Here is a 26,674-nt window from a genome sequence, read left to right on the forward strand (position 1 = left end):
TGGCGGCTGGCGCCATCGCGGGCAAGCCCGCTCCCACACTTGACCGCGTTGTCATTAACAACACCGATCCCTGTGGGAGCCGGGCTTGCCCGCGATAGGGCCAGTCCAGGCGCTAGAGATCTATCAGAAGAGCACCTTCGCCACATCCGCAAACCGCTTGGCAAAGTGCACCGTCATCCCTTCCTTCAAATAGTCCGGCAACTCTTCAAAGCTGCCACGGTTGGGCTCCGGCAAGATCAACTCGTGAATCTTCTGGCGCCGCGCCGCAATCACCTTCTCGCGCACCCCGCCAATCGGCAGTACATGCCCGGTCAAGGTCAGTTCGCCGGTCATCGCCACACCTTTTTTCGGCGGTTGGTTGCGGGCCAGGGACAGCAACGCACTGGCCATGGTCACGCCGGCACTCGGGCCGTCTTTCGGCGTGGCGCCTTCCGGCACGTGCAAGTGCACGAAGGCCTCGTCGAAGAATTTCGCATCGCCGCCAAACGACTTCAGGTTGGAACTGATGTAGCTGTAGGCGATTTCGGCGGACTCTTTCATCACTTCACCCAACTGCCCGGTGAGCTTGAAGCCGCGATTGAGCGTGTGGATGCGCGTCGCTTCGATCGGCAAGGTGGCGCCGCCCATGCTGGTCCAGGCCAGGCCGGTAATCACGCCGGTGCCGGACAGCACTTGCTCATTACGGAACACGGGCATGCCCAGGGAGCTTTCCAGGTCCTTGTTGCCGATCTTGATCACCGACTCCGGTTCATCCAGCAGCTTGACCACCGCCTTGCGCACCAGCTTGCCCAGTTGCTTCTCCAGTTGGCGCACGCCGGCTTCCCGAGCATAACCATCGATCAATGCGCGCAGGGCGCCGTCGGTGATGGTCAGGCTGTTTTTGGCCACGCCGGCTTTTTCCAACTGCTTGGGCCACAGGTGGCGCTTGGCGATGGCGACTTTTTCTTCGGTGATATAGCCCGACAGGCGAATTACTTCCATGCGGTCCAGCAACGGGCCCGGGATTGAGTCCAGGGTGTTGGCGGTGCACACGAACAGCACTTTGGACAGGTCCAGGCGCAGGTCCAGGTAGTGGTCGAGGAATTCGACGTTCTGCTCCGGGTCCAGGGTTTCCAGCAGCGCCGACGCCGGGTCGCCCTGGAAGCTCTGGCCCATCTTGTCGATCTCGTCGAGCATGATCACCGGGTTCATCACTTCCACGTCTTTCAGCGCCTGCACCAGCTTGCCGGGCAGGGCGCCGATGTAGGTGCGCCGGTGGCCCTTGATCTCGGCCTCGTCGCGCATGCCGCCGACACTGAAGCGATAGAACGGCCGCCCCAGGGATTCGGCGATGGACTTGCCCACACTCGTCTTGCCCACGCCCGGCGGGCCTACCAGCAATACGATGGAACCGGCGACTTCGCCTTTGTAGGCGCCCACGGCGAGGAATTCGAGGATGCGGCTCTTGATGTCATCCAGGCCCGCATGGTGCTTGTCGAGCACTTTGCGCGCGTGCTTGAGGTCGAGTTTGTCTTCACCGTACACGCCCCACGGCACCGAGGTGGCCCAGTCCAGGTAGTTGCGCGTGACGGCGTATTCCGGCGAACCGGTTTCCAGGATCGACAGTTTGTTCAGTTCTTCATCAATGCGTTTTTTCGCTTGCGCCGGGAGCACTTTGCCTTGCAGGCGCTGTTCGAACTGTTCGACATCGGCGCTGCGATCGTCCTTGGTCAGGCCCAGTTCCTGCTGGATGACCTTGAGTTGTTCCTTGAGGAAGAACTCACGCTGGTGCTCGCCGATCTTGCGGTTTACCTCGGCGGAGAGCTCTTTTTGCAGACGCGCGACTTCTACCTCTTTGCGCAGCATCGGCAGCACTTTTTCCATGCGTTTGAGCATGGGCACGCAGTCCAGCACTTCCTGCAGTTCATTACCTGTCGCCGAGGTGAGGGCGGCGGCAAAGTCGGTGAGCGGCGACGGGTCGTTGGGGCTGAAGCGGTTGAGGTAGTTCTTCAACTCTTCGCTGTACAGCGGGTTGAGGGGCAGCAGTTCCTTGATCGCATTGATCAGCGCCATGCCGTAGGCCTTGACCTCATCGGTCGGCTCGCTGGGCTGGTGCGGGTATTCGACTTCCACCAGGTACGGTGGGCGGTGGTGCTTGAGCCAGGTCTTGATGCGCACGCGGGTCAGGCCCTGGGCGACGAACTGCAGCTTGCCGTTCTCGCGGCTGGCGTGGTGCACCTTCACCAGGGTGCCGTACAGCGGCAGGGCGGAGGTGTCGAAGTGCCGTGGGTCTTCGGGCGGCGTGTCCATGAAAAACAGCGCAAGGGAGTGGTGGTCGGATTTGCTCACCAACTCCAGGGTTTCGGCCCAGGGCTCTTCATTGACGATCACCGGCAACACTTGGGCCGGGAAAAACGGCCGGTTGTGGATCGGGATGATGTAAACCTTGTCCGGCAGGTTTTGCCCAGGCAGGGCCAGGCCAGTATTGGACGAGGAGGCTTCAGCGTTTTCGGGGTCGGCGTAATCGTTGAGGTCGTAATCTGGAAATTCTTGCTGGTCGCTCATGGGGCACCTGCATCAGTAAGTATGCAGGTTAGATGGGGCGGGGTTGCGGTGGTTTCAATGGGGCGGCGTCGTTAGCAACAATTTGCATGAAATAACGGGAGAGGTGGGGTCAACGTACTTTACCCCTCCGCTTCTCGAATTGATCGTCAATAATATGACAGTCAGGCCCAACTTTTATTGGGTTTACTTATCCTCAGTCCCAGCTAACCTGCCTAAATAAAATAATCCATTAAAAAGGATGTTTTTTTGACGCCGGTTAGCAGTCGGCAGGGACGCGTATGACACAAGGAAAGCACGGCCAAGAGCGACGAGCACGGCCCGAGGGCGCGGCCATGCATTGGCGCCACACGTTTCAGACCCGCATAGCCGGGGTGCTGGCGCTGTTGTTACTGGTGGTCGTGGCCGCCACCTATTTTGCCGTGAACGCTGCCACCACTCGGGCGGTGGAGAACCAGGCCGACGTACAGCTGAACACGGGGCGGCAGGTGTTCGAGCGCCTGCTGGACCTGCGCGGGCGGCGCTTGCAGTACGGGTTGGACTGGCTCACCGCCGATGGGCCGTTCAAGCAGGCGGTGGCCGGCGGCCGGACGCTGCCGATCCTGGAGGCCCTGGGCACCCATGGCACCGGGGTCAGTTCCAGCGAAGTGATGGTGCTGGGCCTGGATGACAGGGTCATGGTCAGTACCCTGCTGATGCAGACGCGCGGCCAGCTGTTCCCGTATGCCGATGCCTTGCGCAAGGCGCGGCGCAGCGGCCAGCAAATGTTGATCGTCGCCATGGCCGGGCGCCCCTATTTGCTGGTGCAAAAAGATGTGCTCGGGCCTGTGCCGATCGCACGCGTGGTCATGGGCTTTCCCATGGACACGCAATTCGCCCATGAACTGCGCTCCATGAGCAACCTGGAGGTGTCGTTCCTCAGTGTGCAGGACGGCCATCTCGGTCAGTTGTTCACCACCCACCCTGGCAATTGGCGCCCAAGCATCATCAGCCTCTTGCATGGCACGCAGGTCGATCCTGAGGCGAAGATCCAGCTGTTCCATGGCCAGCGTGTGCTCAGCCAAGTGTTGCCCTTGGCCAACAGCGGCGAAGGCGATGAAGTGCGCGTGTTGCTGCAAAGCCCGCTGGACCATGCGCTGGAATCCTTCGCGCCGCTGGACCGGCAGTTCATGGGGATTGCCCTGGCGGTGCTGCTGGTCTCGCTGGCGGTGGCATTATTCCTGGCGCGGCGAGTGTCACGCCCGCTCAATGCGCTGGTGCAAGCCGCTGAACGGATCGGGGCCGGTGACTACCGCACCCCGGTGCGGGTGCGCAGCCACGACGAGTTCGGCCTGCTGGCGCGTGCGTTCAATGCCATGCAAAGCGGCATCGCCCTGCGCGAGCGGCAACTGGCCCACAATGCCTTGCATGACCCGCTCACCGGCCTGCCCAACCGCGCCCTGGCCATGGAGCGCCTGGGCAGCGCGATCAGCGCACGGCGGCCGGTGGTGTTGCTGTACGTGGGGATTGAAAACTACCGGGTCATCAACGAAGGGTTTGGCCCCGAAGGTGTCGAGCACATGTTGTGCGAGGCCAGCCGCTGCTTGTCCAGCAGCCTGTTGGCCAGCGACACCGCAGCACGCATCGCCGGCAGTGAGTTTCTGTTGTTGCTGGAAAACACCGAGATCGACTCAGCCGTGGCCCGCGCCGACCAGTTGCATGGGGCGTTGACCGAACCCCTGCGCATCGGCAATGACGAAGTGCGCCATGAAGTGAGCATCGGCATCGCCGCGTACCCTGCTGATGGGCAGCAGGTGGAAGAGTTGATCAACCGCGCGGCCATCGCCCGGCACGACGCGGCCAACCTGCCGGGGCATTTGCAGATCTACCAACCGGACCGCGACCTCGCCCACCAACGCCAGATCACCCTGATTCGCGACTTGCGCCGCGCCGTGATCGAAGGCGAGTTGTACCTGTGCTACCAGCCCAAGCTCGATCTGCGGCACGGCCATGTGAGCCAGGCTGAAGCCTTGCTGCGTTGGCAACACCCGACGCTGGGGCAAGTGTCCCCCGGGGAGTTCATTCCCCTGGCCGAACGCACCGGTAGCATGAGCGCGCTAACGCTGTGGGTGATCGAGGAAGCCATCCGCCAGATTGCCGAATGGGCGCAGCGTGGGCTGGTTATCCAACTGTCGGTGAATATCTCCGTGAACGACTTGGCGGATGATGACTTGGCCATTCGCGTCACTGCGCTATTGGCCCAATACCACGTGGACGCCGAGCATTTGATTTTTGAAATCACCGAGAGCGCCATCATGCACAACCCGCAGCAGGCCCTCAGCGTGCTGGAGCAGCTGCGCAGTTGCGGAATCAGCCTGTCGGTGGATGATTTCGGCACCGGCTACTCGTCCCTCGCCCAATTGCAGCGCCTACCGGTGCAAGAGCTGAAGATCGACCAGTCCTTTGTGCGCAACCTCGACAGCACCAGCGGCGACGGCGTGATCGTGCGGTCCACCATCGAGATGAGTCATAGCCTGGGGCTCAAGGTGGTGGCCGAGGGCGTGGAGTTCGAGCACAGCCTCACCTTGCTCAAACGCTGGAACTGCGACACGGCCCAGGGCTACCTGATCAGCCGGCCGCTCAATGCCTTGGCGTTCGAGCGGTGGATGCGGCGTGAGCAGGTGCCAACCTAGACAGTTTGACTGTGGCGAGGGAGCTTGCTCCCGCTGGAGTGCGAAGCGCTCCCAGGATTTTGGGGCCGCTGCGCAGCCCAGCGGGAGCAAGCTCCCTCGCCACAGGGGGGCTACTTTGGCAGCGTTCAAGCGACCAGGGTTTGCAATCGCACCCACAACCTCTGGACATGCTGATGCTCGGTGCCCAGCGCGCCGATGGACACCCTCACCATCCAGCGCTCATCGAGGAGGGCGGGGGTGACGTAGGCATCGCCTGACTGGTTGAGTTTTTCTGCCCAGGCTCGGGTGTGATGGTCCAGTGCCTGGCCTTGCAAACCCGGCGGCTCATGGCGAATGCACAAGGTTTGCAAGGCGGGCGTGGCCACCAGCGTCCAGTGTTCGCTGGCTTCGATCTGCTCTGCCAGCCAGCGCGCATTGGCCAGGTCTCGCCGCAACCGCGCTTGCAGGCCGCTGACGCCTTGCTCGCGTATCAGGAACCACAACTTCAAAGCGCGGAAACGGCTGCCCAGAGAGATCCGCCAGTCACGGTAGTTTCGCACTTGGCCGTCTGCGCTGGACTGCAGGTAACTCGGGTTGGTGGTCATGATGCGAATCAAATGCTCGGGGTCGCGCACGAAATACACCGAGCAATCGAAGGCCGCGCCCAGCCATTTGTGCGGGTTGAGCACTAGGGAGTCAGCCTTTTCGATGCCATCCCACAAGGCCCGGCATTCTGGCAGGATCATCGCGGCGCCAGCCATGGCCGAGTCTACATGCAGCCACAGGCCGTGGCGTTGGGTCAGGTCGCCAATGGCCGCCAGAGGGTCGATCGCCATGGCGGCCGTGGTGCCGGTGGTGGCAATCACCACGCAGGGCGTGTTGCCGGCGGCCAGGTCCTGTGCGATGGCGTGCGCCAGTGCCTGGGGCGACATTGCATTGTGTGCATCGGTGGCGATGGTGCGGATATGGTTCTGGCCGAATCCGGCCAGGATCGCCGCCTTGTTGACCGAGCTGTGGGCATGGGCTGAGGTGTAGACGATCAGGGGCGCGCTGCTGTTTTGCAGGCCGTTGTGCATCAGCGCGTAATCGGAGCTGCGTTCCCGGGCGCTGATAAGCGCCACCAGCGTGGACGTGGACGCAGAGTCCTGGATCACACCGCTCCACGTGCTGCCCAGGCCGAGCATGTCGCGCAGCCAATCGGTGGTGACTTCTTCGATTTCGGTGAGGGCCGGGCTGGATTGCCAGGACAACCCAATCACACCCAGGCCGGTGCTCAGGCAATCGCCCAGCACTGAGGACAGTTCCACATTGGAAGGGAAGAACCCGAAGAAACTGGGATGCTGCCAATGCAGCAAGCCGGGCATGATCAGTTTTTCGACATCGCCCATGATCTGTTCGAACGGTTCGGCGGTTTCAGGCGGGCTGACCGGCAGGGCGGCTTTGATCTCGCCAGGTTGGGTGGTGGGCTGCACGCCGCGTTGTTCGATGTTCTGTCGGTAGTCTGCAATCAGGTCGATCATGGCATAGCCATGTTGGCGGAATTCTTCGGGGGTCATAGATAAACGTCCATGTGCACGAGCAATAAAAGTATTAGCACCAGAAGTAAAACGGTTCGCCGGCGTTATAGCCGATAAACGACTGCATGCTGACGCGTTTTCCCGAATCGAACCCGCAGATGGCGTGGGGGCGGCGGGTATTGATGAGCACCAGTTCGTTCTGGCGTGGGCGGATGCGCAGCGGTTTTTGTAAACACTGTTCGGGCAGTTGGGCACCCTCGAAGCGCTTGACCTCCTCATAGCCAAAGGCTTGGGTATCCCAGATGACCAACTCGCCCCCCAAAGGCGGTGTTTGCAGGTAGATATTGGCGCTGAATTGATGCTGCAGTTCAGCGACTGTGCGGGGCAGGCAATCCACATGGGGCACCGTTTCCGAGAGGTGCGCCGTCTCCGGGAACATGACGCGGATGATCCCGCAAAACATTGGGCGGCCCTGGAACGCAGCGGCTGTTGCACCTTGCGGCCAGAGCGCCTGGAACTGTTCCATCAGCTGTTGAATGGGCGGCGTTTGCGGCGCACAGAGGCTGTCGATAAGGCCGCGCATACGGGCCGCGTCTGCATAATATTTTTCTTGGGCGTCACCGCCGGCGGCCTTGCCGTACGTGGAGTTGAACGGCGTGCCCCAGCGATGCACACCGTAGAAGTGCTGAACGACGCGCCCCTCTTCGTAGGTTTCATGGCCGTAGTGTTCCAGGGTGGCGGTATCGTCGATGGCCTGAATCAACCGTGCGCTGGTGGTTGCGTTGGCAAACTCAGGTACCCGAATGGCAAGCACTTCGCCACTGATGAGTTTTTTCAAACTGGCAGTATTGAGGTGTTCAAGCTCCAGGATTTTTGTGGGGGTGGAAAGCATCGGTTTTGTAGCGACATGGTCCGTCATGCAGTGAAGCTCCCTTTAAAGTTTTATCCGTACGCCTTTTGTATTACGCAGGGCGTGCGCACTAAATTAGTTTTAAAGGGTTGAGGGGAAACGCTGGGGCATTTTCGGCAGGCAAAAAAAAGCGGCTGCCCATTCGGGCCGCCGCTTTTTTGTACCGCCAGCGTTGCTTAATCCGGCAGTTTGAACGCCATTACATAGTCACCCTGCTTGGTCCCCAGGGAACCGTGACCGCCCGCCATGACCAGCACGTATTGCTTGCCGTCCTTGCCGGTGTAGGTCATCGGGGTGGTTTGCGCGCCTGCAGGCAGGCGGCCTTCCCACAGTTGCTTGCCGTTCTTCACGTCATAGGCACGCAGGTACTGGTCCAGGGTACCGCTGAGGAACGCGACGCCACCGGCGGTGGTGAACGTACCGCCCAGGCTAGGCACGCCCATGGTCAGTGGGATTGGAACCGGCGAGCTATCACGCACGGTGCCGTTCTTGTGCATCCAGATGGTCTGGTGGGTGGTCAGGTCGACCGCCGCCACGTAGCCCCAGGCCGGTGCCTGGCACGGCAGGCCCATCGGCGACAGCAGCGCTTCAAGGATCACACCATACGGGGCGCCTTTGTTCGGCTGCACGCCTTCGGTTTCGCTGACGCGTGGGCCTTGCTTGGCAATGTCGGCAGCTGGGATCAGCTTCGATTTGAACGCCATGTAGCTTGGGTTCACGAAGGCGATCTGGCGCACCGGGTCAACCGAGATGCCGCCCCAGTCGAACACGCCGAAGTTGCCTGGGTACACGATCGAACCTTGCAGGGACGGCGGTGTGAACGGGCCGTCGTAGCGCATGGATTTGAAGTCGATCCGGCACAGCATCTGGTCGAACGGGGTCACGCCCCACATGTCGCGTTCTTTCAACGGCGGCGGCATGAAGTTCAGGTCGGACTTGGGTTGGGTAGGGGAGGTGCGGTCGCCCGCCACTGCGCCTTGTGGCACCGGGATTTCATTGACGGGCACCACTGGCTGGCCAGTGGCGCGGTCCAGCACGTAGATGCTGCCTTGCTTGGTCGACGCCATCACTGCCTGCTTCACGCCCGCAGCGGTCTTGATGTCGATCAGCGAAGGCTGGCCGCCCACGTCCATGTCCCACAGGTCGTGGTGGGTGAACTGGAAGGTCCACTTCACGTGGCCGGTGTCGATGTCCAGGGCGGTCAAGCCAGCGGCGTACTTCTCGGACTCATCGGTACGGTCGCCGCCGTACTGGTCGGGCATCTGGTTGCCCATCGGCAGGTAGAGCATGCCGAGTTTTTCATCCACGGCGAACATGGACCACATGTTCGGCGAGTTGCGGGTGTAGGTCTTGCCCTCGGCCAACGGGGTGGTGTCGTCCGGGTTGCCGCTGTCCCAGTTCCACACCAGCTTGCCGGTGTGCACGTCGAACGCGCGGATCACGCCGCTTGGCTCGTCGATGGAAACGTTGTCGGTCACGTGACCGCCGATCACGACCAGGTTCTTGGTCACGGCCGGTGGCGACGTGGAGTAGTAACCGCCTGGGGCGAAGCTGCCGATGTTGGCACGCAGGTCGACCTGACCTTTGTCACCGAAGTCTTCGCACATCTTGCCGGTGTCGGCGTTCAGGGCGATCAGACGGGTGTCGGCGGTCGGCACGAAGATACGTTTCGGGCAGGCATTCGGAGCGGCGGCCGGGCTGGCAGTGCCAGTCGGGCTCTGCTCGGAAGCGTAGGCGGCGTCATCGTGGTACGACACGCCACGGCAGGTCATGTGCGCCCAACCTTTGAAGCTCTCAGCACCCTGGGTGGTGATCTTCGGGTCGAAACGCCAGATTTCCTTGCCGGTATCCGGGTCCAGGGCAATCACTTGGCTGTGCGGTGTGCACACGTAGAGCATGCCATTGACTTTCAGCGGGGTATTTTCCGCGGTGGTTTCACCGGGATCGCCTGGGCCAGGGATGTCGCCCGTGCGATAAGTCCACGCCGGCACCAGCTTATGGGCGTTTTCCGGGGTGATCTGTGCCAGTGGCGAGTAACGGTCACCGAAGGCCGAGCGGCCATAGGAGTTCCAGTCGCCATCGGCCTGGGTTGGCGCAGCGCTGGCCATACCCGGCACCGCGTCGCGGTCCAGTTGGCCGGTCTTGACCATTTCACCTGGGTTGGTGAATTGGCTGGCCAGGGCGGTCGCGCCCGCCAGCACCACGGCAACGCTCAGCGCGCCGGTACCCAGCGGGGCCGCTTGGCCACGCAGCAACGGACGACGAAACCACGGCAACAGCATGACGATGCCCAAGGCGAACAGCAGGGCCAGGCGCGGCACCAACTGCCACCAGTCCAGGCCGACTTCCCACAAGGCCCACACGGTGCTGGCGAACAACACCAGTGCGTACAAGCCCAGCGCGGCGCGGCGGGTGGCCAGCAGCAACACGCCGGTCAGGGTGATGCCGATACCGGCGAGCAGGTAGTACAGCGACCCGCCGAGCATGCTCAGCTTGACGCCGCCAGCCAGCAAGGCCAGCCCCATGATCAGCAGCAAGACGCCTAGCAGCCTGGGCAACAGGCGGCTTGGGCTTGAGGCACCATCAGTGCTCATAGTGTGTTTCTCCGTTACGTTGGAATTATGTAACCCCGTGCTTCACTCACTGTAGATGACGATTCGGCTCGGGCTTGGTTCATCGTTATTTTTGGTTTTTTCTGTGGGTAACCGGGTTATCCACAGGCAGGCAATAAACTCCCGAGCGCAGGTCGGATTAAGACAGCGCTGTCTTTGAGCAAAAAGAGATTCGGCAAAAGGAGTCGACCGGGAGCTGAAGCGTTTCAGATTGTTGCGAAGGATAATGCGGCGGGGCGTTTTGAGAAAGGGTGAATCGCAAGATGCATCATTTCAGTTTTGGTAACAGTGACAGATAGTCGCCCCGATCCCGATCAGTCAAGCGAACGCAATGCTCAACGCAACGACGTTCAAATGTGGGAGCTGGCTTGCCTGCGAAGACGTCGGCCCAGCAAACATTGATGTTGACTGACCCAACGCTTTCGCGAGCAAGCCCGCTCCCACAGGGGATTTTCGGTGATGATTAGAAGGTAGTGCGAACGCCGAACTGCACGCTTCTACCTGGCGCCGGCGCGATATCGCGCAGGATCGAGCTGGCATAGCGCACGGTCTGGTTGGTCAGGTTTTCTCCGTTGACGAAGGCCAGCCACTGGCTGCCACCCACATTGAAGCGATACCCCGCGCTGGCGCCGAGGGTGGTGTAGCCATCGGTGCCGCTTTCGTTATCCGGCACACGCCCTTGGCCCGCGGCATGTTCCACGTCGATACGCGCTTGCCAGCGATCCAGTTCCCACAGCAAGCCGCTGTTCAAACGCAATGGCGCAATGCGCGGCAAGGCTTCGCCGGTGTCCAGGTTGGTGGCGCGGGTGTAGTCGCCCGACAGTTCCAGCGCAAACTTGCCGTAGGCGCCTTCGCCGAGCTTCCAGTGATCCTGGGCTTCGAAGCCGGCGAAGCGTGCTCGTACGCCAGAATATTCGTACTCGGGAATACCGCCCGCGTCCTCTTCACCTTCGTCGTTTAGCGTACGGCCAGTGCCGAGCAAACCGATGTAATTGGAGAAGCGGCTATAGAACACGCCAAAGCTGCCCTTGTGGGTGCCGTTGTCAAAGCGCAGCGCCAGGTCGCTGGACACGGCTTTTTCTTTCTTCAGGTTGGCATCGCCCAACTCGTAGGTGCCGGTGGCGACGTGGGCGCCGTTGGCATACAGCTCGTAGAAGGTCGGTGCGCGTTCGGTGTAGCCCAGGGTGGCGGCCAGGGACCAGACCGGCGTAAGGGTGTAGACAGCGCCAGACGACAAGCTGCCGGCGGTGAAGTTATTGCTCTTGTCGGCATTGGCAAAACGCTCGTTGCCTTTGGCGTTCGGGTCGACGCTGGTGTGTTCCACGCGTGCGCCGAGGCTGAGTTTCAGGCGTTCAGTGGCTTGCATTTCTTCGAGGATAAACAGCGCGCCGGCGTTGGTGTCGCTCTGTGGCACGAAAGCTTCTTCGCCCAGGGCCGAGAATTCGTTGCGCGTCACTTGGGCGCCGACCACGCCATCGAACGGGCCAATCGGCTGGTGTCGGGCTTCAACGCGGGCTTCATAGCCTTTGTTCTTGAAGGTGGTGCCGGTTTCGCCGCCTTCGATTTCCCGGTGTTCGTAGTCAGTGTAACCGGCGTCTATTTTCACCGAGGTAAACGGCCCTTGCAGGTTGCGGATCTCGGACGCAAAGGCGTAGTGGTCCTGTTTCATGCGGATGCGCACATCCTGCTCGGCGGGTGAGCCGTAGTTACTGTCGTAATTGCTGTATGACAGCCCGGCATAACCATCGTCCCAGGTGTAGGAACCGCCCACCGCACCGCCGTCCTGGCGCCCATTGCTGTTGCCCAGGCGCCCGTTTTTGCCGGGGCCGTCCTCGCTCTCCGGTGCATGCCGGCTGCGGGCATAGCCTGGGATTTTAAGGTCGTTGAATTCGCGCCCATTGGCATCCAGGTGCAGGGCGAAGGTACCGTTGCCGGCCTCCAACTTGCCCGCGCTGCTGCGGGTGGTGTCGGCACCGCCGTAGCGCAACTCGCCAGCGCCATGGATGCCCTCGATGGCCTCGGTGGGGATGCGATTGTCGAAGGTGTTGACCACCCCACCGATGGCGCTGCCGCCGTACAGCAGGGCGGCCGGGCCCCGCACGATTTCGATGCGGTCAACGTTGATCGGGTCCAGCGGTACCGCGTGGTCGTAGGACAGCGACGAGGCATCCAGCGCCCCCACACCGTTGCGCAGAATACGAATGCGGTCGCCGTCCTGGCCGCGAATGATCGGGCGGCTGGCCCCCGGGCCAAAGTACGAAGACGACACACCCGGCTGCTTGTTCAGGGTTTCACCGAGGCTGCCTTTTTGTTGCAGGGTCAGGTCATCGCCTGTCAGCACAGTGGTGGGCGAGGCCAGCTGTTCGCTGCCCAGCGGGTTGCCGGTGACCACTTGGGGTGGCAGTTCCAGGGCATGGGCCTGGGAGCCAATCAACAGGGCGGCGGCGAGGGGCGACAAGCGCCAGAGAGAAGGCAGCGACATCGGAGATTCCTGGGCAAAATGACTGATAATTTAAGTTACAATATAACATCTCTTTTTTGTGTAGAAGGGGAACTTTTCCTGGCGGGCTATATTCAATGCGATGCTTCCACCTGCACGCCCCGTCGGCTAAGGTGCGCGGCTGTGTTTCCTCTTTTTGCAAAAGGCCTGGCATGACCGCGACAAGCAACGACCCGCTCCACGGTGTGACCCTGCAACACGTGCTCACCACCCTGGTGGAGCATTACGAGTGGAGCGGCTTGGCCGAGCGCATTGATATCCGCTGCTTCAAGAGTGACCCGAGCATCAAGTCGAGCCTGACTTTCCTGCGCAAAACCCCGTGGGCGCGGGAAAAGGTCGAAGGTTTGTACGTCAAGCTGATGCGTACCAAGCGCCCCCTGGATTGAAAGCATGAAGCGCTTTGTCGCGACGGCAGCCTTGGCCGGTTGGGTGGGGTTGGCGATCCAGCAATACCTGATTCTCTATTCGCGCTGGACCAGTGGCGCGAGCTTGCTGGGCGGCCTGATCAGTTTCTTCAGCTTCTTCACCGTGCTGACCAATACCCTGGTGGTCGTGGTGCTCAGCTACGCGCTGGTCAAGCGCGACTCTGGCGCCAAGCGGTTTTTCCTCGCGCCTCGCATCAGTAGCGCGATTGCCGCGAGCATCGTGGTGGTAAGCCTGGCCTACAACCTGCTGCTGCGGCATCTGTGGAGCCCGCAAGGCTTTCAATTTATCGCCGATGAGTTGCTGCACGACGTCATGCCGTTGTTGTTTGTGGTGTATTGGTGGCGGTGTGTGCCCAAGGGTACGTTGCGGCTCAAACACATTGCCGGCTGGGTGATCTACCCATTGGTGTACTTCGGTTATGTGCTGCTGCGGGGGCATATGCTCGGGCAGTATCAGTACCCGTTCATGGATGTGGACAGCCTCGGTTATCCACAGGTCTTTGTGAATGCCGCAGGGATTTTGGCAGGGTTCATCGTCATCGCGTTGGCGATCATTGGCCTGGACAAGCGCCTCAAATCCCCCTCGATTTAAAGTGAGCACCATTAATGTGGGAGCTGGCTTGCCTGCGATGCAAGCACCTCGGTGTACCTGATAAACCGAGGTGCTTGCATCGCAGGCAAGCCAGCTCCCACCTTATTCATTCTTCTTCGCTGCCCTCAGCACGCCAGTAACCCACGGCCTTGAGGTATTCCTCGTTGACCTTGTGCGTGTCCAGCAGTACCCGCCGTACCTGGCGCGACAGCTTGGTTTCGGTGGCGACGAAGCTGTACAACGCCCCGCTGGGCAGCGTCAGGTTGCGCACTACATCGAGCAGGTCATCGTGGCCGCGCAGAACCCAGATCACCTCGACTTCGGCTGCGCTGCCGAGCACCTGTTGTTCCGCCGCATCGGCGATTTCAATCACCGCCAGCACCTTGCGCCCGGCCGGTAATTCTTCCAGGCGTCGACCGATGGCGGGCAGGGCGGTTTCATCACCGATCAGCAGGTAGCTGTCGAAGATGTCCGGCACGATCATCGAACCCCTTGGCCCACCGATATACAGATGCTGGCCGACCTGTACCTGCTCGGCCCAGGTGGAGGCAGGGCCATCGCCGTGCAGCACGAAGTCGATGTCCAGCTCGCCGATGTCCAGGTCGTAACGCCGTGGCGTGTAGTCGCGCATGGCGGGTTGCGGGCCGTCGCCCTTGATGGCGAACGTCGGGCTTTCCAGCGCCGCTTGTTCGGCGGCGTTCTGCGGGAACAGCAGTTTGATGTGATCGTCGCTGCCCAGGCTGATGAAACCTGCCAGTTCCGGCCCACCCAAGGTGATACGGCGCATACGCGGGGTGATATCCACCACCCGCAGTACTTGCAGGCGGCGGCGTTTGATGTCGTGGGTCACGCGATGGATGGCTTGTGTGTTCATTGATCTCTCCCGTCGGCAATAGCTTGGGCGGTGCCGTTGAGCAGCGCCGCGACACGAACGATTTCTTCCGGGCTCCAGTGCCCGTGGTGTGAGTGCAAGGCATGGCGCAGGTTGTGCACCGCCTCGTGGATCTCGGGTGGGCGGTCGTGCCCGCGCAGCGAGCGCTTGCTGACATCGATACGCATGCGCACGCCGTCCAGGGCAACGGCTTGCTCGCTTAAGAAGAGACGACCGGCGTCGGTGATTGTGTAGCGCTTTTTTCCGCCATCGGCGTCGCCGCTGATCAACTCGCTCTCTTCAAGAAAGGTCAGGGTGGGGTAGATCACGCCGGGGCTGGGGCTGTAGGCGCCGTCGAACAACCCTTCGATGCGGCGGATCAGGTCGTAGCCGTGGCAGGGCTGTTCAGCGATGAGGGCTAATAGCAGCAGCTTGAGGTCGCCTGGGGCGAACACCCGGGGGCCACGGCCACCCCGTTTTTCAAATTCGCCGCGATGATCATGCTTCATGTTGGGCTTCTCTGCTCAGGGTTAGATATAACGTAAGATATATCTTATGTCGTTGGTAGCCTATGGCGACCAACGGTCGTGGCAGCGTGAGACGCAGCCGGAAATCGGAATATGTGAATAGACGAATAGCGTCTTTAGAGTTATAACTTTAATTAGAGTTGGCGCTCCAATTCAAGCTAAGTGTCGTGAGTTTTTTATCGAGTGTATGTATGGTGTAGTCCAGTTCTTACAGTTGTTTTCAGGTTATGCTTTTACTGCCGTGTAGCCTGTTTCTTACAGCGGATTTTAAAGTTTGGTCAAAGTGCCATATTTTTCCCGCGCGCCCTGATTACAAGGGCTACGAGCGTGTGAGAAGAAGCCTGCATACCTGCTTTTAATTTTATTGAATGATTGTTTGGCGTTGTGTGGTTCAACTAACCAGCGGCGTAATTCGTTGTTGAGGTGGTACTTGGCAACGAACCAATCAATGTTAATAAATGCAGGTACTGATCATGTTCAAGAAGTTTGCTGTTGCTGTTCCCCTGGCTGTTTTGGCTTTGTCTTCCTCGGTAACAGCTATCGCTGCCGGTGAAGCCAGTCACACCGTCAACCTCAAGGCAAACATCCCGACCACCGTGTTCCACGCACAACCGCGTGACCCGAACTGGGGCCGTGACGAAACCATGAGCTACAACCTGGTCAGCGGCGAGTTGGCTCCGTTGAGCGCCATCTACGATCTCAAGAACACCAACGGTTCGGTACACGCTTACATCGAAGGTGGCCCGGCTGTGTTGTTCAATGGTGACGTGTCGCAGAACATCCCGCTCACCACCAGCCTCAATGGCGTCACGCTGACCGGCACCCCCCAGGAAGTAGTCAATGAAGCCGACTCCACCCCTGGCGTGGGGGCTGAAATGCGCATCGTCGCGGCCAAACCGTCGGCCACCCAGCGTGGTTCCTACACCGCGGTGATGCCGGTGGTGTTCGACGCGGTATTGCCAACGCCTTGAAACCCATAAGTGCCCGCGACGTACGGGCACCCCTTGTATGACTTGCAGGTCGGCTGATTTTTCCTCCTCGGTCTGCCGACCTGATTTTCATTTTTGGCCCTGGCATTCCGAGTATTCCGTTCATGTTTCCGATGACGCCTATCGCGGCAGCGCTTGCGCTGTTGGTGTGTACGAGTGCCCTGGCAGCGCCCGCCACTTCTGGCGCTGCCACCCCCGGCAGCCTGATTTCTCAGGCCCAAGGCTTGCCCGCAGGGTTTGCCGACCATTTTTTTGATGTGCCGCTGGCGGTGCGTGTGGACCTGGACCAACAACTGCTCGGCGAAGCCTTGATCGTGTTGTCTCAAGACGACCGCGTGACCCTTCTGGAATTTACCGATACCGGTGACAGTAAAGTCCCGGCGGCCACCCGCGACACCTGGCAGGCCGTGCTGGAACAAGGCGTGGCGCTGGGCGCCTGCACCCAGTCCTGCCCGCAAAAAATGATCTCGGCGTACTACAACCTCGAAAGCTCGCAGTTGTCGATCCTGACGCAAAACGTCGAATTGGCAGACGACACCCCGCGTTTCTATGACCAACCGGAAGGCGGCAGCCTGGGGTTGATCATCAATAACCAGCTCAATCTCAATGGCAGCCAGCAAGACAGCCTGGGTGGACGCTATGGCCTGCAAGCCAGCTCCAGCGTGGGTAACTGGAGCCAGGTGTTCAACCTGCAGTTGGCCCGCCAGAGTGGCGATGAGGCGCAAATGCGTCATGCGATCCACGAGCTGTACACCCAGCGCGAACTGCAAGGGCAGTTTTTCCGCCTGGGCCACTTCACGCCGAATTCCGATGGCCTCACCCGTCAACTGCGCAGCTTCGGCGCCAGCCCCGATACGGCGCTGGGTGTGATGTATGGCAGTTCCGACACGTTGGCGATCAATGACGCCAAGCCCAGCGTGTATCCGATCTACGTCACCGCCAGTCGGCAGGCGGCGGTAGAGATTTATCGCAATGGCTTGTTGATCAACACCCAGTCGGTGACGGCCGGCCTGCAAACCCTGGACACCCGGCCACTGCCGGGCGGCATCTATGAGGTCGAAGTGCGCCTGGTGGAAGATGGTCTCACCACCAGCACCAGCCAGGAACTGGTGTACAAGCCCAGCAACTGGCGCAACGCCGACGACCCGTGGCGCTACAACCTGTTTGCCGGGCGCGAGACCAAGCTGTTCAGCAACTGGGATGAGCAGGCCTCCGGCGCGATCACCGCCGGTGCGTCACTCAACTACCTGGTGCATCCGCGCGTGATCCTCGGCCTGTCCGCTCGCCAGGTGCGCGAGCAACTGCAGTACGGCGGCTCGGTGGATTGGACCGTGGCCGGCAATACCAGCCTCTACGCCAACCTGTATCAAACCCAGGAACATGGCACTGGCATGGACCTGCAAGGGCTTTACAGTTTCGGTGCGACCAACCTGGTGTTCAGCCATAACCGCAGTTGGCTCGACACTCGCGACACTTACGAAACCCTGCCCGACGGTACACGCCTGCGGCGCAACACCTTCGTCGGCCAGGCGAGCAATTCTGCCCTGTCGGTCAACCACCGCCTCGACGCACAGAACACCTTGAACCTGCGGGTTTCCCACAGCCAGGGCAATGTGGAAGGGGCAGGCGTGGACTTGGGCTGGAGCCGCCACGACAAACTGTTCGGCAGTGATGCCAACTGGCGTTTCTCGGTATTCGACCGACCCGGCAGCAGCGGCACCAACGACCAACGCAACCGTGGCGTCGACGTGACCCTGAGCATGAACCTGGGCACAGACGGCCGGCAGATTTCCGGCAGCGTCGGCACCCGCACCGCCCGCGATGGTGGGCGTGACAACAACGCCTCGCTGACGATTCGCCAGGACCTCACCGACCACGTGCTGCAAAGCGTTTCGGCCACAGCCATAACCGACACCTACGGCGTCGGCTTGTCGAGTATGGCCAGCTTCAGTACCGATGCGCTCAGTGGTGACGGCTTTGTGCAGCGCAGCTCCTTCAACGGTGATTTCAGCGGTGGCTTGAACCTCAACAGCACGTTCGTCGCGGGCGCCGGCAAGATGTTGCTGAGCAGCCAGAACCAGGGCAATGGGGCAGGCATGATCATCGATGTGGAAACCGACCTCGATGAAATTGCCCTGCGCGCCGACGACCTGGGCGGCGGCAGTGCCGTGTTGCGGCCAGGACGCAACTATGTGCCGGTCTCGGCCTACAAGAGCAGCAGCGTCAGCTTCGACTTCGAAGGCAATCACCCGCCGGCGGCCAATATCCAGCCCACCCGTTCCAGTTACCACTTGAACAAGGGCGGTGTGGACTACCGCAAGGTCACCGTGATGAAAACCGTCACCGTACTCGGTCGCTTGCTGGACGGGCGAGGCGCGCCGCTCAAGGGGCATCACGTGATCAACCACGCCAGCCGTGGCGTCAGCGAAGTGGACGGGTTTTTCTCCATGGAGATGAGTTCCAGTTCACCGACCCTGCAAGTGCGCTACCAGAACCAGTTGCTCTGCCAGTTCCGCCTCGACCCGAGGCATACGACCAATGAAAACGATGTGTTGATGATCGGTGATCTGCGTTGCACGCCGGACACGCTGGCTGAAGCTAACCACAAGGCCGACACCGCCGGTTGACGGCGGCTTGGATGGAATTCGATGACTTTTATCACTGCAATAAAAACACTGTTGAGGCCGATGCCCCTGGCACTCGCACTCGGCTGTACGAGCTTGACGGCGCAGGCGTTCGTTGAGGACATCACGGCGGTGTTTCGGCCTGATCCGACGAACCCGATGAGTAACAAGTTCAAGAACACCACGGCTCACAGTGGCGTATGCGCCTGGCACATACCGACGCGATGTGAGGCCCTTAATATCTTCAGTATTCGCAACATGGAGTTCCGGGCTGAATCTGCCACACCGATTGCGGCCGGGCATACCGACCCGCGGCAAGGCGCCTATTTCAAAGTGCCTTCAGCGTGGCGCGACGTGCAGGTGACTCACACGGGCACAGGCGAAAGCGCCACCGTGCAGATGCGTATTGCCGGGGTGGGGACCCGCTGGGATATTGCCTACCCGCCCGGTGTCAGTGCTTGGCAGTATGAGGGCAAACCGTGGGATTTTTATTGGAAGGCCGGCGCCCCGCCGTGTGTGGGGCTGGGCTATCACGCGGCGTGGATCAATTTCGGGCTGTTTTTCTGGAGTGTTCCAGAAAATGCCGGGGCGTGCAGCCTCACGCCGGGGTACGACATTCCATGGCTCAAATACAGCTATATGGAATACGGTTACGAGCTCAGAACGCCCAACCCATTGACCATGACGGCCGGCGAGTATCGCGGGTCGTTGACTTACAGCATGGGGCCTGGCGGTGACTTTGACTTCGGTGACGTGATGATTCCCAGCGACAACATCGCCACCTTCAATTTCACCCTGCAAGTCGAGCACATCCTCAAAGTCACCCTGCCTCCGGGCGGCAACCGTGTCGAACTGCTCCCCGAAGGCGGCTGGCAAGCCTGGCTCAACCGCGGGCGGCAGCCCTCGCGATTGTCCCGTGACCAGACCTTCAGCATTTTCTCCAGTGGGCGTTTCAAGATGACCCTTGAATGCGGCCTGGCGATCGGCAACACCTGCGGCCTGCGCAACGGCGCGGGGGATGAGGTGCCGTTGCAGGTCGCGGTCAGCTTGCCGTTTGGCCTGCACAACCAGCGCGACGAGCCCGTAAACCGGCAGCCGTTACGCAGGGATGGGGTAGGCACCGAGTTGATCCAGTCCGTGCACTACGTCAACAACCGCCCCGGCACGCTGCACTTTCAAGTCGACAAAGAAGACGTGAGCGACATGCTCAAGGCGCCCGGCAGCACTTATTCAGGCGTAGTCACCGTGATCTGGGATTCGGAAGTCTAGGCGGGTTTTGCCCGCACATCGGCCCGCTGTCGTGGCGGGCCGCGTTCAATCAACAAGGCGTAATCAACTATGAAACATGCAGTGCTATGGGCCGGGCTTTTCCTGATGTCGTTGACGGCGCAGGCGGGGCCGGCAATCAACGTCGGCGTCGTGTACGACTACCTGGAAGGCGACCGCAGCTCCTACCTCAAGCGGGTATTCAACGGCGGCACCAGTACCGCGTTCATCAAGGTCAATGTGCTGGAGATTATCTATAACGCCGACGGTACCTCCCGGGAAGTGCCGGTCGCCTCGATGACCGACGCCAAGGGCAGCACCACCAATCGTGACGGCCTGATGGCCAGCCCGGCGCGCCTGATCGTGCCGGCCGGCGGACGCCAGGGCACTCGTCTGTTGTACATGGGCCAGCGTGACAAGGAGCGTTACTTTCGTGTGCGCTTTATCCCCGTCGTGCCGGAAAAGGAAGATGACTTTGCGGTCACCGACGCAGAGCGCAGCGAATACAAAAAAGACCTGGCAGCCGGGGTCAACGTCATGGCGGGCTATGGCACGGTGTTCTTCGTGCGCCCCAAGGATACCCGCTTCGATACGCAGATCAGCGAGACCGCCAGCCAGTACACCCTGCGCAATGCCGGCAACAGTACGGTCGTGCTCGATGAGTTCCGGGACTGTTCAGTGGCAAAGAAAACCGACTGTGAACCCACCACCAAGCACCACATCCTGCCTGGCCGCCAGCTGGTATTCGAGAAGAAAGTCGAACGCCAATTCAGCTTCCAGTTGGTTGAAGGCCGGGACAAAAAACCGATGAAGGTCACCCGATGATATTTAGACAATTGACGCGACTGGCGGCGCTGATGGTGCCGTTTACCCTGGGCGGGCAAGCGATGGCGTTTCAGGAACGCCAGAGCTTTGATGTGTCGGTGACCATCCCGATCCACGAAGCCTATGTATTGCCTTCCGAACCCGACTGGATGGGGCAGGATCAGTTGCTGGCCTGGGACTTGACGACCTCCCGGCTTGGCCGCCTGCGCAAGCATTTCGACGTCAAGAATCTCAATGGCGGCGTTGCGGCACGCCTGGGAGACGTGCCCTATCTGTTGAGCGGCAATGACCGTATCGATTTGCGCGTGCTGTTCAACCGGGTGCCCCTGACCCTGGACTCGACCCAGGTACTCAGCGCTGACGAAGCGGGCATGGGCCGGCGCGTCGAGCTGGATATTTCGGCGATCGAGCCGCAGGGGGGTTACCAGGGCGGGGCCTACTACGGCACGGTGCATCTGATGTTTGATTTTCTTGCGCCTTGAACGCCAGGGCCGCATCAAGCCCGGTTTTTACGTGCTCCGGCCCGGTTCAGCGCAACACGCGTCAGATCTCGCAGCCACTGATTGTGCCGGTACCCCAGCTCATTGAGTGCTGTGTCGTACTGTGTTGAACTCATAGGGTTGCCGGATAACACGCTGTCTTCGTCCAATCCCAGGGCTTGCGCCAGGCCGCGCAGTTTTACCCGCTGGGCTTGCCGATCAATCTCCGGCAGCGTCTGTGACTGGGCGTATTGCGCTTGCAGTGCCTGTAATTCATCGAGTTGGAGATACTTCAAGTCGAAGGCTGTGTCATTGTTCCATTTGGCGGTGGGGTTGTGCTGCTCAAGGTAACGCTCCCAACCTTTGTCCAACAGCATCTGGTTCACCAGCCCGTCACCCTCTTCCAACCTGGCTACTGCGGCGGCCACCTTTTCGATCTGCGCGGGGGTTACATCGGCGAGAGTGCGGTAAGTCATATGGGTCGATAGCCACGGCAGGTCCAGCCGGTCTGCCAGGGTGCTGCGATAGGCTAAGTGAATGCCGGCCTCGTCGACCTCGCCATGCTCGCCGTCGATGACCTGCGACCATAGCCGTTGCCCCAGCCCGCCCTGATCTTTGGGTTTGAGGCGGTGGGCGATGTCTTCACCAATGGCTTTGCCCATGTAGGCATCGCGCGCGGCTCCGCGGGCCAGCACCACCAGCCTGACCTCGAGTTCTGCCGGTGTGGTGCTGGTTCGATAGGCTTCGCTGGCGAGTACTTCGACGCCCAGTTTCTGGAATATCAGCGCGCCGGCGTCGGGGCACAAGCCGGGGTAGCGAGTATCCTTGAACACGCGCTCGCGCAGGTCGCTGTCGGCTTCGACCGCCCTCAGCAGGCGCCATACCCTCTGGCTCAGCTCAGGCCGGTTGTTCTGATAGGCCAGGCGGTCTTCCTCGGCCTGGAACTCGTCCGGCTCTTCGAGCGATTTGATCACCTCAAACAGACCTTGAGAGCCGGGTTCCTTTTCAATCGCGTCCCACAGCTGCCGGTGCTGCTCATGCTCCTCAGGCTTGATGTCACTCAGCCAGGGTGCGCTTTCACCTCTAGGCGCGTAGAAGCGCAGCGGGTCCAGCCCCACAGACTCGCGGTATTCAGCGAGCAAGTCCTGAAAGTCCGAGGTGAGCCTGCTCTGGTCCAGGCGGGTACGGGCAATGATGTCGGCATCATCCGAACCTGGGGCGACATGGGGTAACTGGGTGATCGGGTTCTCGCTCAGGTCCAGTTGGAACCCGCGCGCGCGTGAGCGACCGACGAGCCCGACGGGCCAGTCCTTTATTTGCGTATTGCGCAGGTTCAGCAAGGTCAAGGCCGGCATTTGGCTGATATCCGGTGTTTGCCCCAGTGGGTTGCCGGCCATCTCAAGCTGTTTGAGACGCTTGAGCCGTCCAAGTGTTGCAATGGCGGCATCGTCCAGAACCAGGGCATTTGCTTCCAGATGCAAGCGTCGAAGACGTTTGAGCTTGCCCAGGGTCGCAGGTAACTGGGTGAGCTGGTTGTGACTCAGATCGAGGTCGCGCAGATGCGGGAAATTGTCTAGAAAGGCGGCGTGGTGATCGGAAAAATCACAACCGCGCAGGTCCAGGTCGCTGATGTGGTTCAGTGGCACGTTAAGGGTGGGCAGTTCGTCGGGCATGGGCGTATTGAACAAGTCCAGAGCGATACCGCCGCGGTGTTCGAAGCTTTCGTCCAGATGCACCGTCAGGCCATTGCTCCAGCCATCATAGAGGCGGGTCGCGACTTGCGCCCGGCGTTTGCGGACTTCGGGCTCCAACAGCGTGCCCGCCCTGGGCGTCGGACCCTTTATGTAGGCGTCGAGCTGATTGAACAACTGCTGTTTTTGCGACTCCATCTGCATCAGCGTTTGCTCGCCTTCGGCTGTGCTCATCGTGATTGATAAGCGTCGAACGCTGTCGTTGCTCATCGCGGGCAGTAACTGTTTGATGCGTTCTTCAATGGTTTTGGGTTGCATGTCATAGCTGTCGACCCGGGACATTTTGCAGGATGCGCCTCCGCCCAGCAGCACCTCGGTCTCGGGAGCGGGCCGCATGCGCAAGGGCGGCTCAGCCAATGCCAGGCGTCGCTCGGCCGGTGCCTGGTTATGTTCGATCACCCACTGCCTGAGCTGTTCACCTTCGCCGACGGTGTAGGGCGGGGAGCGCTGCGGATCCTGCGCCAGGGTCCAGAGCAGGGACTCGTACAGCGTGGTGGCTGGGTTGAGTGGGTTGGCATCGGCGTCGAACACGGTGTAGGTCCCGTCTGCACTGCGTACCAGTGTGCGGGCCTGCGGCGCGTCGGTTTCACCGACGCTGCAGCGCAACGGGCCGGTGGGGCTGTTGTCCCGGATGTCGATGTTCAGATGGCTGAACACGTCGCTGTGCAGGCGCAGGGTATTGAGCACCAACCGTTCGCTGTGCGCCGAGGGTTGCCGGGGAGGGTAAAGCCCTTCGACAGCGCGGCTGGCCTGATGGTCGAAGTCCAACTCCCGTGCCAGGCTTTTGAGGCGCAGGGGCAGGCGCTGTGTGTCGTTCATCACCGTTGTTTCTTCAGGCCAGGCGTGCTTGAGCAACGCGTTCGCACTGCTCAGCGCCAGCTCTGGAAAGTCCTGGCGCAACAGGGCCACGTGTGGGTCGCTGCTGGCTTGGCCCAACTGGTAATGACTTTTGGCGACATGCCCGCCATAACCCTCTACGTAGTTCGCCAGTTTATTGCGCAGTGCCTGGGCCTGTTGAGCCTGGGGCAAGGTTTCACCCAACAACGTATTGACCTGAGGTTCGTCCAGAAAACCCAGCACGCGCTCGGGCAGCCTGGCAGCCATCACGTCAGCCAGGCTGATGCGCAGGGTATCGGCGGGCGCGGCGTGGGTATCGCCGTATTTGCGCGACTCGCCGCTCAGATCGCTGTTGTGAAACACCTCCAGGGCTTTGCTCGGCGGCCAGCCGGGGAGGTCGGTAACGGCTTGTTCGAACCAGTAGGAATAGGGGGCGAGTGTCTGGCCCGTACGTATTTTCTGGACAGACGCCTGGGCGAAACGGTCTGCGCTAAAGCGTTCGATGCTGTCGGCCAGCAGCGGCGGGGACGGCTGGTTGCGCACATACATGTGGCGCAAATGGTCTGGCTCGCTGCCGCTGATGATACGGATCTGTTCAAGCTGCTCGTTGGTGAGCGCCTGGGTGGCGGGGCTGATGCGGCGCATCAGCGTGTGATCGTCCCAGCTGCGCGGTTGTTCGCCTTCATGTACCCAGGCGCCGTGACCATTGAAGCGCACTTTCGGTTGATAGGCGTGTGGCCGGCGGGGGTGCACGATTCGGTGATGAGGCAACTGCGGGTCCGGTTCTACCTGGTAGTGATGGTCGGCATGGGCCAGCCAGTGTTTCTGGGCATGCTGATACAAACCCTGTGTATCAGCGGCGATGCCTTGGGGCAGGCTGATGTTCTGCTGGTAAGGCGAAAGATCGGGGTTCCACAAGCGCTTTTCACCGCCATCCAGCGTCACCGGGTGCAGGCCCTCGACGAAGGGCGACAGCTTGAGGGTGACAGCCTGGCCGACAGTACCGGCCCCCGCCCAAATGCCTAGTTGCACCACCGTTTCCACCACGTCCATGACATGCCCGATGGCTTCCAGTCCGTTGCCTTGCGCCCAGTCAACAATACCTTCGAACACATCGCTGGCCACCTGGTAGGCGGTGTAGGCGAGCATCAACTCCCCCAGGAACGGCACGAAGGGGGTGACCACCAGGAGCGCCGCATTGAAAATATCCGAGAGGATCTTGCCCAGGTTATCCCACCAGGCCCAGCGCGCCATCAAGTCGGCGTAAGCGGTGCTGATCGCCACGTCCCGGGTATCGTTGACAATTTTATTGACGTTGACCCGGTACAGGTAGTGCCACAGCGTGTCAGGCTCCGAATGCCCGGAAGGCGCTCGGTTCTCGTGGTCGTCAAAAATGTTTTGCACGCTGAAGTGCAACCGCGGCGTGTCCACCGCGATGGTTTGCCAACTGGGGCCACTATCGGTGCGCTTCTTTTCGTGCCACTGCACCTTGAACAGGCGGCTTTGCAGCTCGGCAAAAAAATGCCCGCGTTGTTTATGGTCGACAAATCGACTGAAAAACTGCCGGTAGGTGGTCTTTGCAGGCGCTTGGCCGTGGGCATCCAGGGTGGCGGTGCTGTCGCGCAGTTGGCGCGTCAACTCATTCATGAATTCAATCGGCGAGGGGTACTCCTTCAACGGGTGCTCCGGGTCTTCAGGAACATAGGCAATCAGGCGTTCGATGTGTTTGTCGCTGCCCTGTGGCGCGGCAATCAGCACGATACCGCTGAGCCGGGCATCCAGCAGGCTGAGGTTGTAGTACTCCACCGGTATGCCGTCCAACGCTGGGTCGGGCTTGTCCTCGACAATATCGAACAGCAGACGTCGGGCGTCCTCCTGGATATGCTGCTGCGACCAGGCGATGCAGGCGGCGTTTTTCAGCGTGGCCTTGTCGCAGGCAATCACTTTGCGCCGTAGCGTATCGGCCTGGACTTGATTGCCGAAGCCAAGGGTGCGCAATAACCGTGTCTGGTATTGGCGGCCTATATCCAGGGTGCGGCACAGATTTTTGAATACTTGCGCGGTCAGGGGCTGGCCGCTGGTATTGGAGGTGAACGTCAGGAGGGGCTGCTGGCCACGGGCGTCGGGCTTGGACAAGAACCCATAGTCGGCAAACTGCTCGCTGGCGGAAAAGTTATGCAGAGCGGCGTCCAGTAACGTTACGGTCCGGCTGGTTACGCCTTTGCGAACGCCAATGACCCACCAGCTTTTTTCGGCGGGGGCATACAGGCGAATGAACGTGTTTTTTACATCAATGTCGCCGTATTCACGCAAGGCCTTTTTGAGCAGAGGCTCTGCGAATGAGTACACGTCCTTGATGTATTTGAAGTGTTCATCCAAGGCATTCCTGGCGGTCCACTGCTCGGCCATGGCCTCTGTGGAAACCGTATCTGCGCGCGTGTCGAGCGAGTTGAGTCGGGTGTAGACAAAAGGGCTTGCGGCTTTCAGTGCGCGAGCGCGTGTCAGCGTGGTCGCGCTGAGCCAATCTGGAATGGAGCGCTGGATAACATCAAAGTGCATACCCTTCTGGGCATGGCTCGCAGCGTGTGGGGAGGGGCGTTCGAAGAACATGGTTGTGTTGCCTTGAGATGAGTAGTGGGGGGTCAACCCGATCTACACTAATCACCCTCATGAAACGTTCAGGCATACATAAACACTACTTGGCCCCTCCCTGGAAAAATCAAACGCAGGGCTCGAGAAATGGGCGTTTTGGATCAA

16 protein-coding genes are annotated in these 26,674 nt (G+C 60.6%); 8 read left to right on the plus strand and 8 right to left on the minus strand.

The features are described from left to right. Positions 1-123: 123 nt before the first annotated feature. Positions 124-2,544, minus strand: coding sequence for an endopeptidase La (lon, locus tag GH769_RS02180; RefSeq protein ID WP_014717083.1), 2,421 nt, complete (start codon positions 2,542-2,544; stop codon positions 124-126). 332 nt (positions 2,545-2,876) lie between these two features. Between lon and GH769_RS02185 the strand changes: the two genes are divergently transcribed. Then, on the plus strand, positions 2,877-5,213 hold the full coding sequence (locus GH769_RS02185; protein ID WP_032903311.1) for a bifunctional diguanylate cyclase/phosphodiesterase: 2,337 nt from the start codon (positions 2,877-2,879) through the stop codon (positions 5,211-5,213). Positions 5,214-5,338: 125 nt separating this feature from the next. On the opposite strand, the gene GH769_RS02190 is transcribed toward GH769_RS02185, so the two are convergent. The 4 genes from GH769_RS02190 to GH769_RS02205 all read right to left on the minus strand — a co-directional run bounded on the left by GH769_RS02190 (position 5,339) and on the right by GH769_RS02205 (position 12,713). Further along, a complete protein-coding gene (locus tag GH769_RS02190; RefSeq protein ID WP_032903310.1) occupies positions 5,339-6,748 on the minus strand; it encodes a pyridoxal-dependent decarboxylase in 1,410 nt (469 codons plus the stop codon). 34 nt (positions 6,749-6,782) lie between these two features. Continuing rightward, positions 6,783-7,628: a 2OG-Fe(II) oxygenase gene (locus GH769_RS02195; protein ID WP_019817672.1), complete on the minus strand. Its 846-nt coding sequence runs from the start codon at positions 7,626-7,628 to the stop codon at positions 6,783-6,785. 167 nt (positions 7,629-7,795) lie between these two features. Further along, on the minus strand, positions 7,796-10,213 hold the full coding sequence (locus GH769_RS02200) for a glucose/quinate/shikimate family membrane-bound PQQ-dependent dehydrogenase (RefSeq protein ID WP_014717088.1): 2,418 nt from the start codon (positions 10,211-10,213) through the stop codon (positions 7,796-7,798). Positions 10,214-10,694: 481 nt separating this feature from the next. Beyond that, positions 10,695-12,713 (minus strand): TonB-dependent receptor, encoded by a 2,019-nt coding sequence (locus tag GH769_RS02205; protein ID WP_019817673.1) that lies wholly within the window; start codon positions 12,711-12,713, stop codon positions 10,695-10,697. Positions 12,714-12,883: 170 nt separating this feature from the next. Between GH769_RS02205 and GH769_RS02210 the strand changes: the two genes are divergently transcribed. Both GH769_RS02210 and GH769_RS02215 read left to right on the plus strand, forming a co-directional pair. Next, positions 12,884-13,117, plus strand: coding sequence for a VF530 family DNA-binding protein (locus GH769_RS02210; protein WP_003188882.1), 234 nt, complete (start codon positions 12,884-12,886; stop codon positions 13,115-13,117). Positions 13,118-13,121: 4 nt separating this feature from the next. Continuing rightward, a complete protein-coding gene (locus tag GH769_RS02215) occupies positions 13,122-13,748 on the plus strand; it encodes a Pr6Pr family membrane protein (protein WP_014717090.1) in 627 nt (208 codons plus the stop codon). Positions 13,749-13,854: 106 nt separating this feature from the next. Here the strand turns inward: GH769_RS02215 and GH769_RS02220 are convergent, their stop codons facing one another. After that, the gene (locus GH769_RS02220) at positions 13,855-14,622 is read right to left on the minus strand and encodes a siderophore-interacting protein (protein ID WP_020301197.1); all 768 of its coding nucleotides are present in this window, start codon (positions 14,620-14,622) and stop codon (positions 13,855-13,857) included. Further along, positions 14,619-15,128, minus strand: coding sequence for a PadR family transcriptional regulator (locus GH769_RS02225; protein WP_014717092.1), 510 nt, complete (start codon positions 15,126-15,128; stop codon positions 14,619-14,621). The genes GH769_RS02220 and GH769_RS02225 overlap by 4 nt, the downstream gene beginning before the upstream one ends. A 491-nt stretch (positions 15,129-15,619) precedes the next feature. On the opposite strand from GH769_RS02225, the gene GH769_RS02230 reads away from it, so the two are divergent. The 5 genes from GH769_RS02230 to GH769_RS02250 all read left to right on the plus strand — a co-directional run bounded on the left by GH769_RS02230 (position 15,620) and on the right by GH769_RS02250 (position 21,332). Further along, complete coding sequence (locus GH769_RS02230; protein WP_172832672.1) at positions 15,620-16,117, plus strand: CS1 type fimbrial major subunit; 498 nt, start codon at positions 15,620-15,622, stop codon at positions 16,115-16,117. Positions 16,118-16,239: 122 nt separating this feature from the next. Beyond that, positions 16,240-18,762 carry a CS1-pili formation C-terminal domain-containing protein gene (locus tag GH769_RS02235; protein ID WP_032903308.1) on the plus strand — a complete coding sequence of 841 codons (2,523 nt, stop codon included), beginning with the start codon at positions 16,240-16,242 and terminating at the stop codon, positions 18,760-18,762. Positions 18,763-18,918: 156 nt separating this feature from the next. Continuing rightward, entirely contained in the window at positions 18,919-20,028 is a 1,110-nt protein-coding gene (locus GH769_RS02240; protein WP_081036836.1) for a hypothetical protein, read from the plus strand. A gap of 69 nt (positions 20,029-20,097) precedes the next feature. Continuing rightward, positions 20,098-20,850, plus strand: a complete 753-nt coding sequence (locus GH769_RS02245) for a hypothetical protein (RefSeq protein ID WP_014717096.1) — start codon at positions 20,098-20,100, stop codon at positions 20,848-20,850. Beyond that, complete coding sequence (locus tag GH769_RS02250) at positions 20,847-21,332, plus strand: CS1 type fimbrial major subunit (protein WP_020301194.1); 486 nt, start codon at positions 20,847-20,849, stop codon at positions 21,330-21,332. Before GH769_RS02245 ends, GH769_RS02250 begins: the two co-directional genes overlap by 4 nt. A gap of 14 nt (positions 21,333-21,346) precedes the next feature. On the opposite strand, the gene GH769_RS02255 is transcribed toward GH769_RS02250, so the two are convergent. Next, complete coding sequence (locus GH769_RS02255; RefSeq protein ID WP_032903306.1) at positions 21,347-26,527, minus strand: dermonecrotic toxin domain-containing protein; 5,181 nt, start codon at positions 26,525-26,527, stop codon at positions 21,347-21,349. Positions 26,528-26,674 lie beyond the last annotated feature (147 nt).

Origin of the sequence: Pseudomonas sp. CFSAN084952 (genome assembly GCF_009648855.1) — a bacterium.
GTDB lineage: Bacteria > Pseudomonadota > Gammaproteobacteria > Pseudomonadales > Pseudomonadaceae > Aquipseudomonas > Aquipseudomonas paracarnis.

Coding starts and splice junctions, on each gene's coding strand:
- lon (WP_014717083.1), bottom strand. CDS start 2,544: ATGAGCGACCAGCAAGAATTTCCAGATTACGACCTCAACGATTACGCC.
- GH769_RS02185 (WP_032903311.1), top strand. CDS start 2,877: ATGCATTGGCGCCACACGTTTCAGACCCGCATAGCCGGGGTGCTGGCG.
- GH769_RS02190 (WP_032903310.1), bottom strand. CDS start 6,748: ATGACCCCCGAAGAATTCCGCCAACATGGCTATGCCATGATCGACCTG.
- GH769_RS02195 (WP_019817672.1), bottom strand. CDS start 7,628: ATGACGGACCATGTCGCTACAAAACCGATGCTTTCCACCCCCACAAAA.
- GH769_RS02200 (WP_014717088.1), bottom strand. CDS start 10,213: ATGAGCACTGATGGTGCCTCAAGCCCAAGCCGCCTGTTGCCCAGGCTG.
- GH769_RS02205 (WP_019817673.1), bottom strand. CDS start 12,713: ATGTCGCTGCCTTCTCTCTGGCGCTTGTCGCCCCTCGCCGCCGCCCTG.
- GH769_RS02210 (WP_003188882.1), top strand. CDS start 12,884: ATGACCGCGACAAGCAACGACCCGCTCCACGGTGTGACCCTGCAACAC.
- GH769_RS02215 (WP_014717090.1), top strand. CDS start 13,122: ATGAAGCGCTTTGTCGCGACGGCAGCCTTGGCCGGTTGGGTGGGGTTG.
- GH769_RS02220 (WP_020301197.1), bottom strand. CDS start 14,622: ATGAACACACAAGCCATCCATCGCGTGACCCACGACATCAAACGCCGC.
- GH769_RS02225 (WP_014717092.1), bottom strand. CDS start 15,128: ATGAAGCATGATCATCGCGGCGAATTTGAAAAACGGGGTGGCCGTGGC.
- GH769_RS02230 (WP_172832672.1), top strand. CDS start 15,620: ATGTTCAAGAAGTTTGCTGTTGCTGTTCCCCTGGCTGTTTTGGCTTTG.
- GH769_RS02235 (WP_032903308.1), top strand. CDS start 16,240: ATGTTTCCGATGACGCCTATCGCGGCAGCGCTTGCGCTGTTGGTGTGT.
- GH769_RS02240 (WP_081036836.1), top strand. CDS start 18,919: ATGAGTAACAAGTTCAAGAACACCACGGCTCACAGTGGCGTATGCGCC.
- GH769_RS02245 (WP_014717096.1), top strand. CDS start 20,098: ATGAAACATGCAGTGCTATGGGCCGGGCTTTTCCTGATGTCGTTGACG.
- GH769_RS02250 (WP_020301194.1), top strand. CDS start 20,847: ATGATATTTAGACAATTGACGCGACTGGCGGCGCTGATGGTGCCGTTT.
- GH769_RS02255 (WP_032903306.1), bottom strand. CDS start 26,527: ATGTTCTTCGAACGCCCCTCCCCACACGCTGCGAGCCATGCCCAGAAG.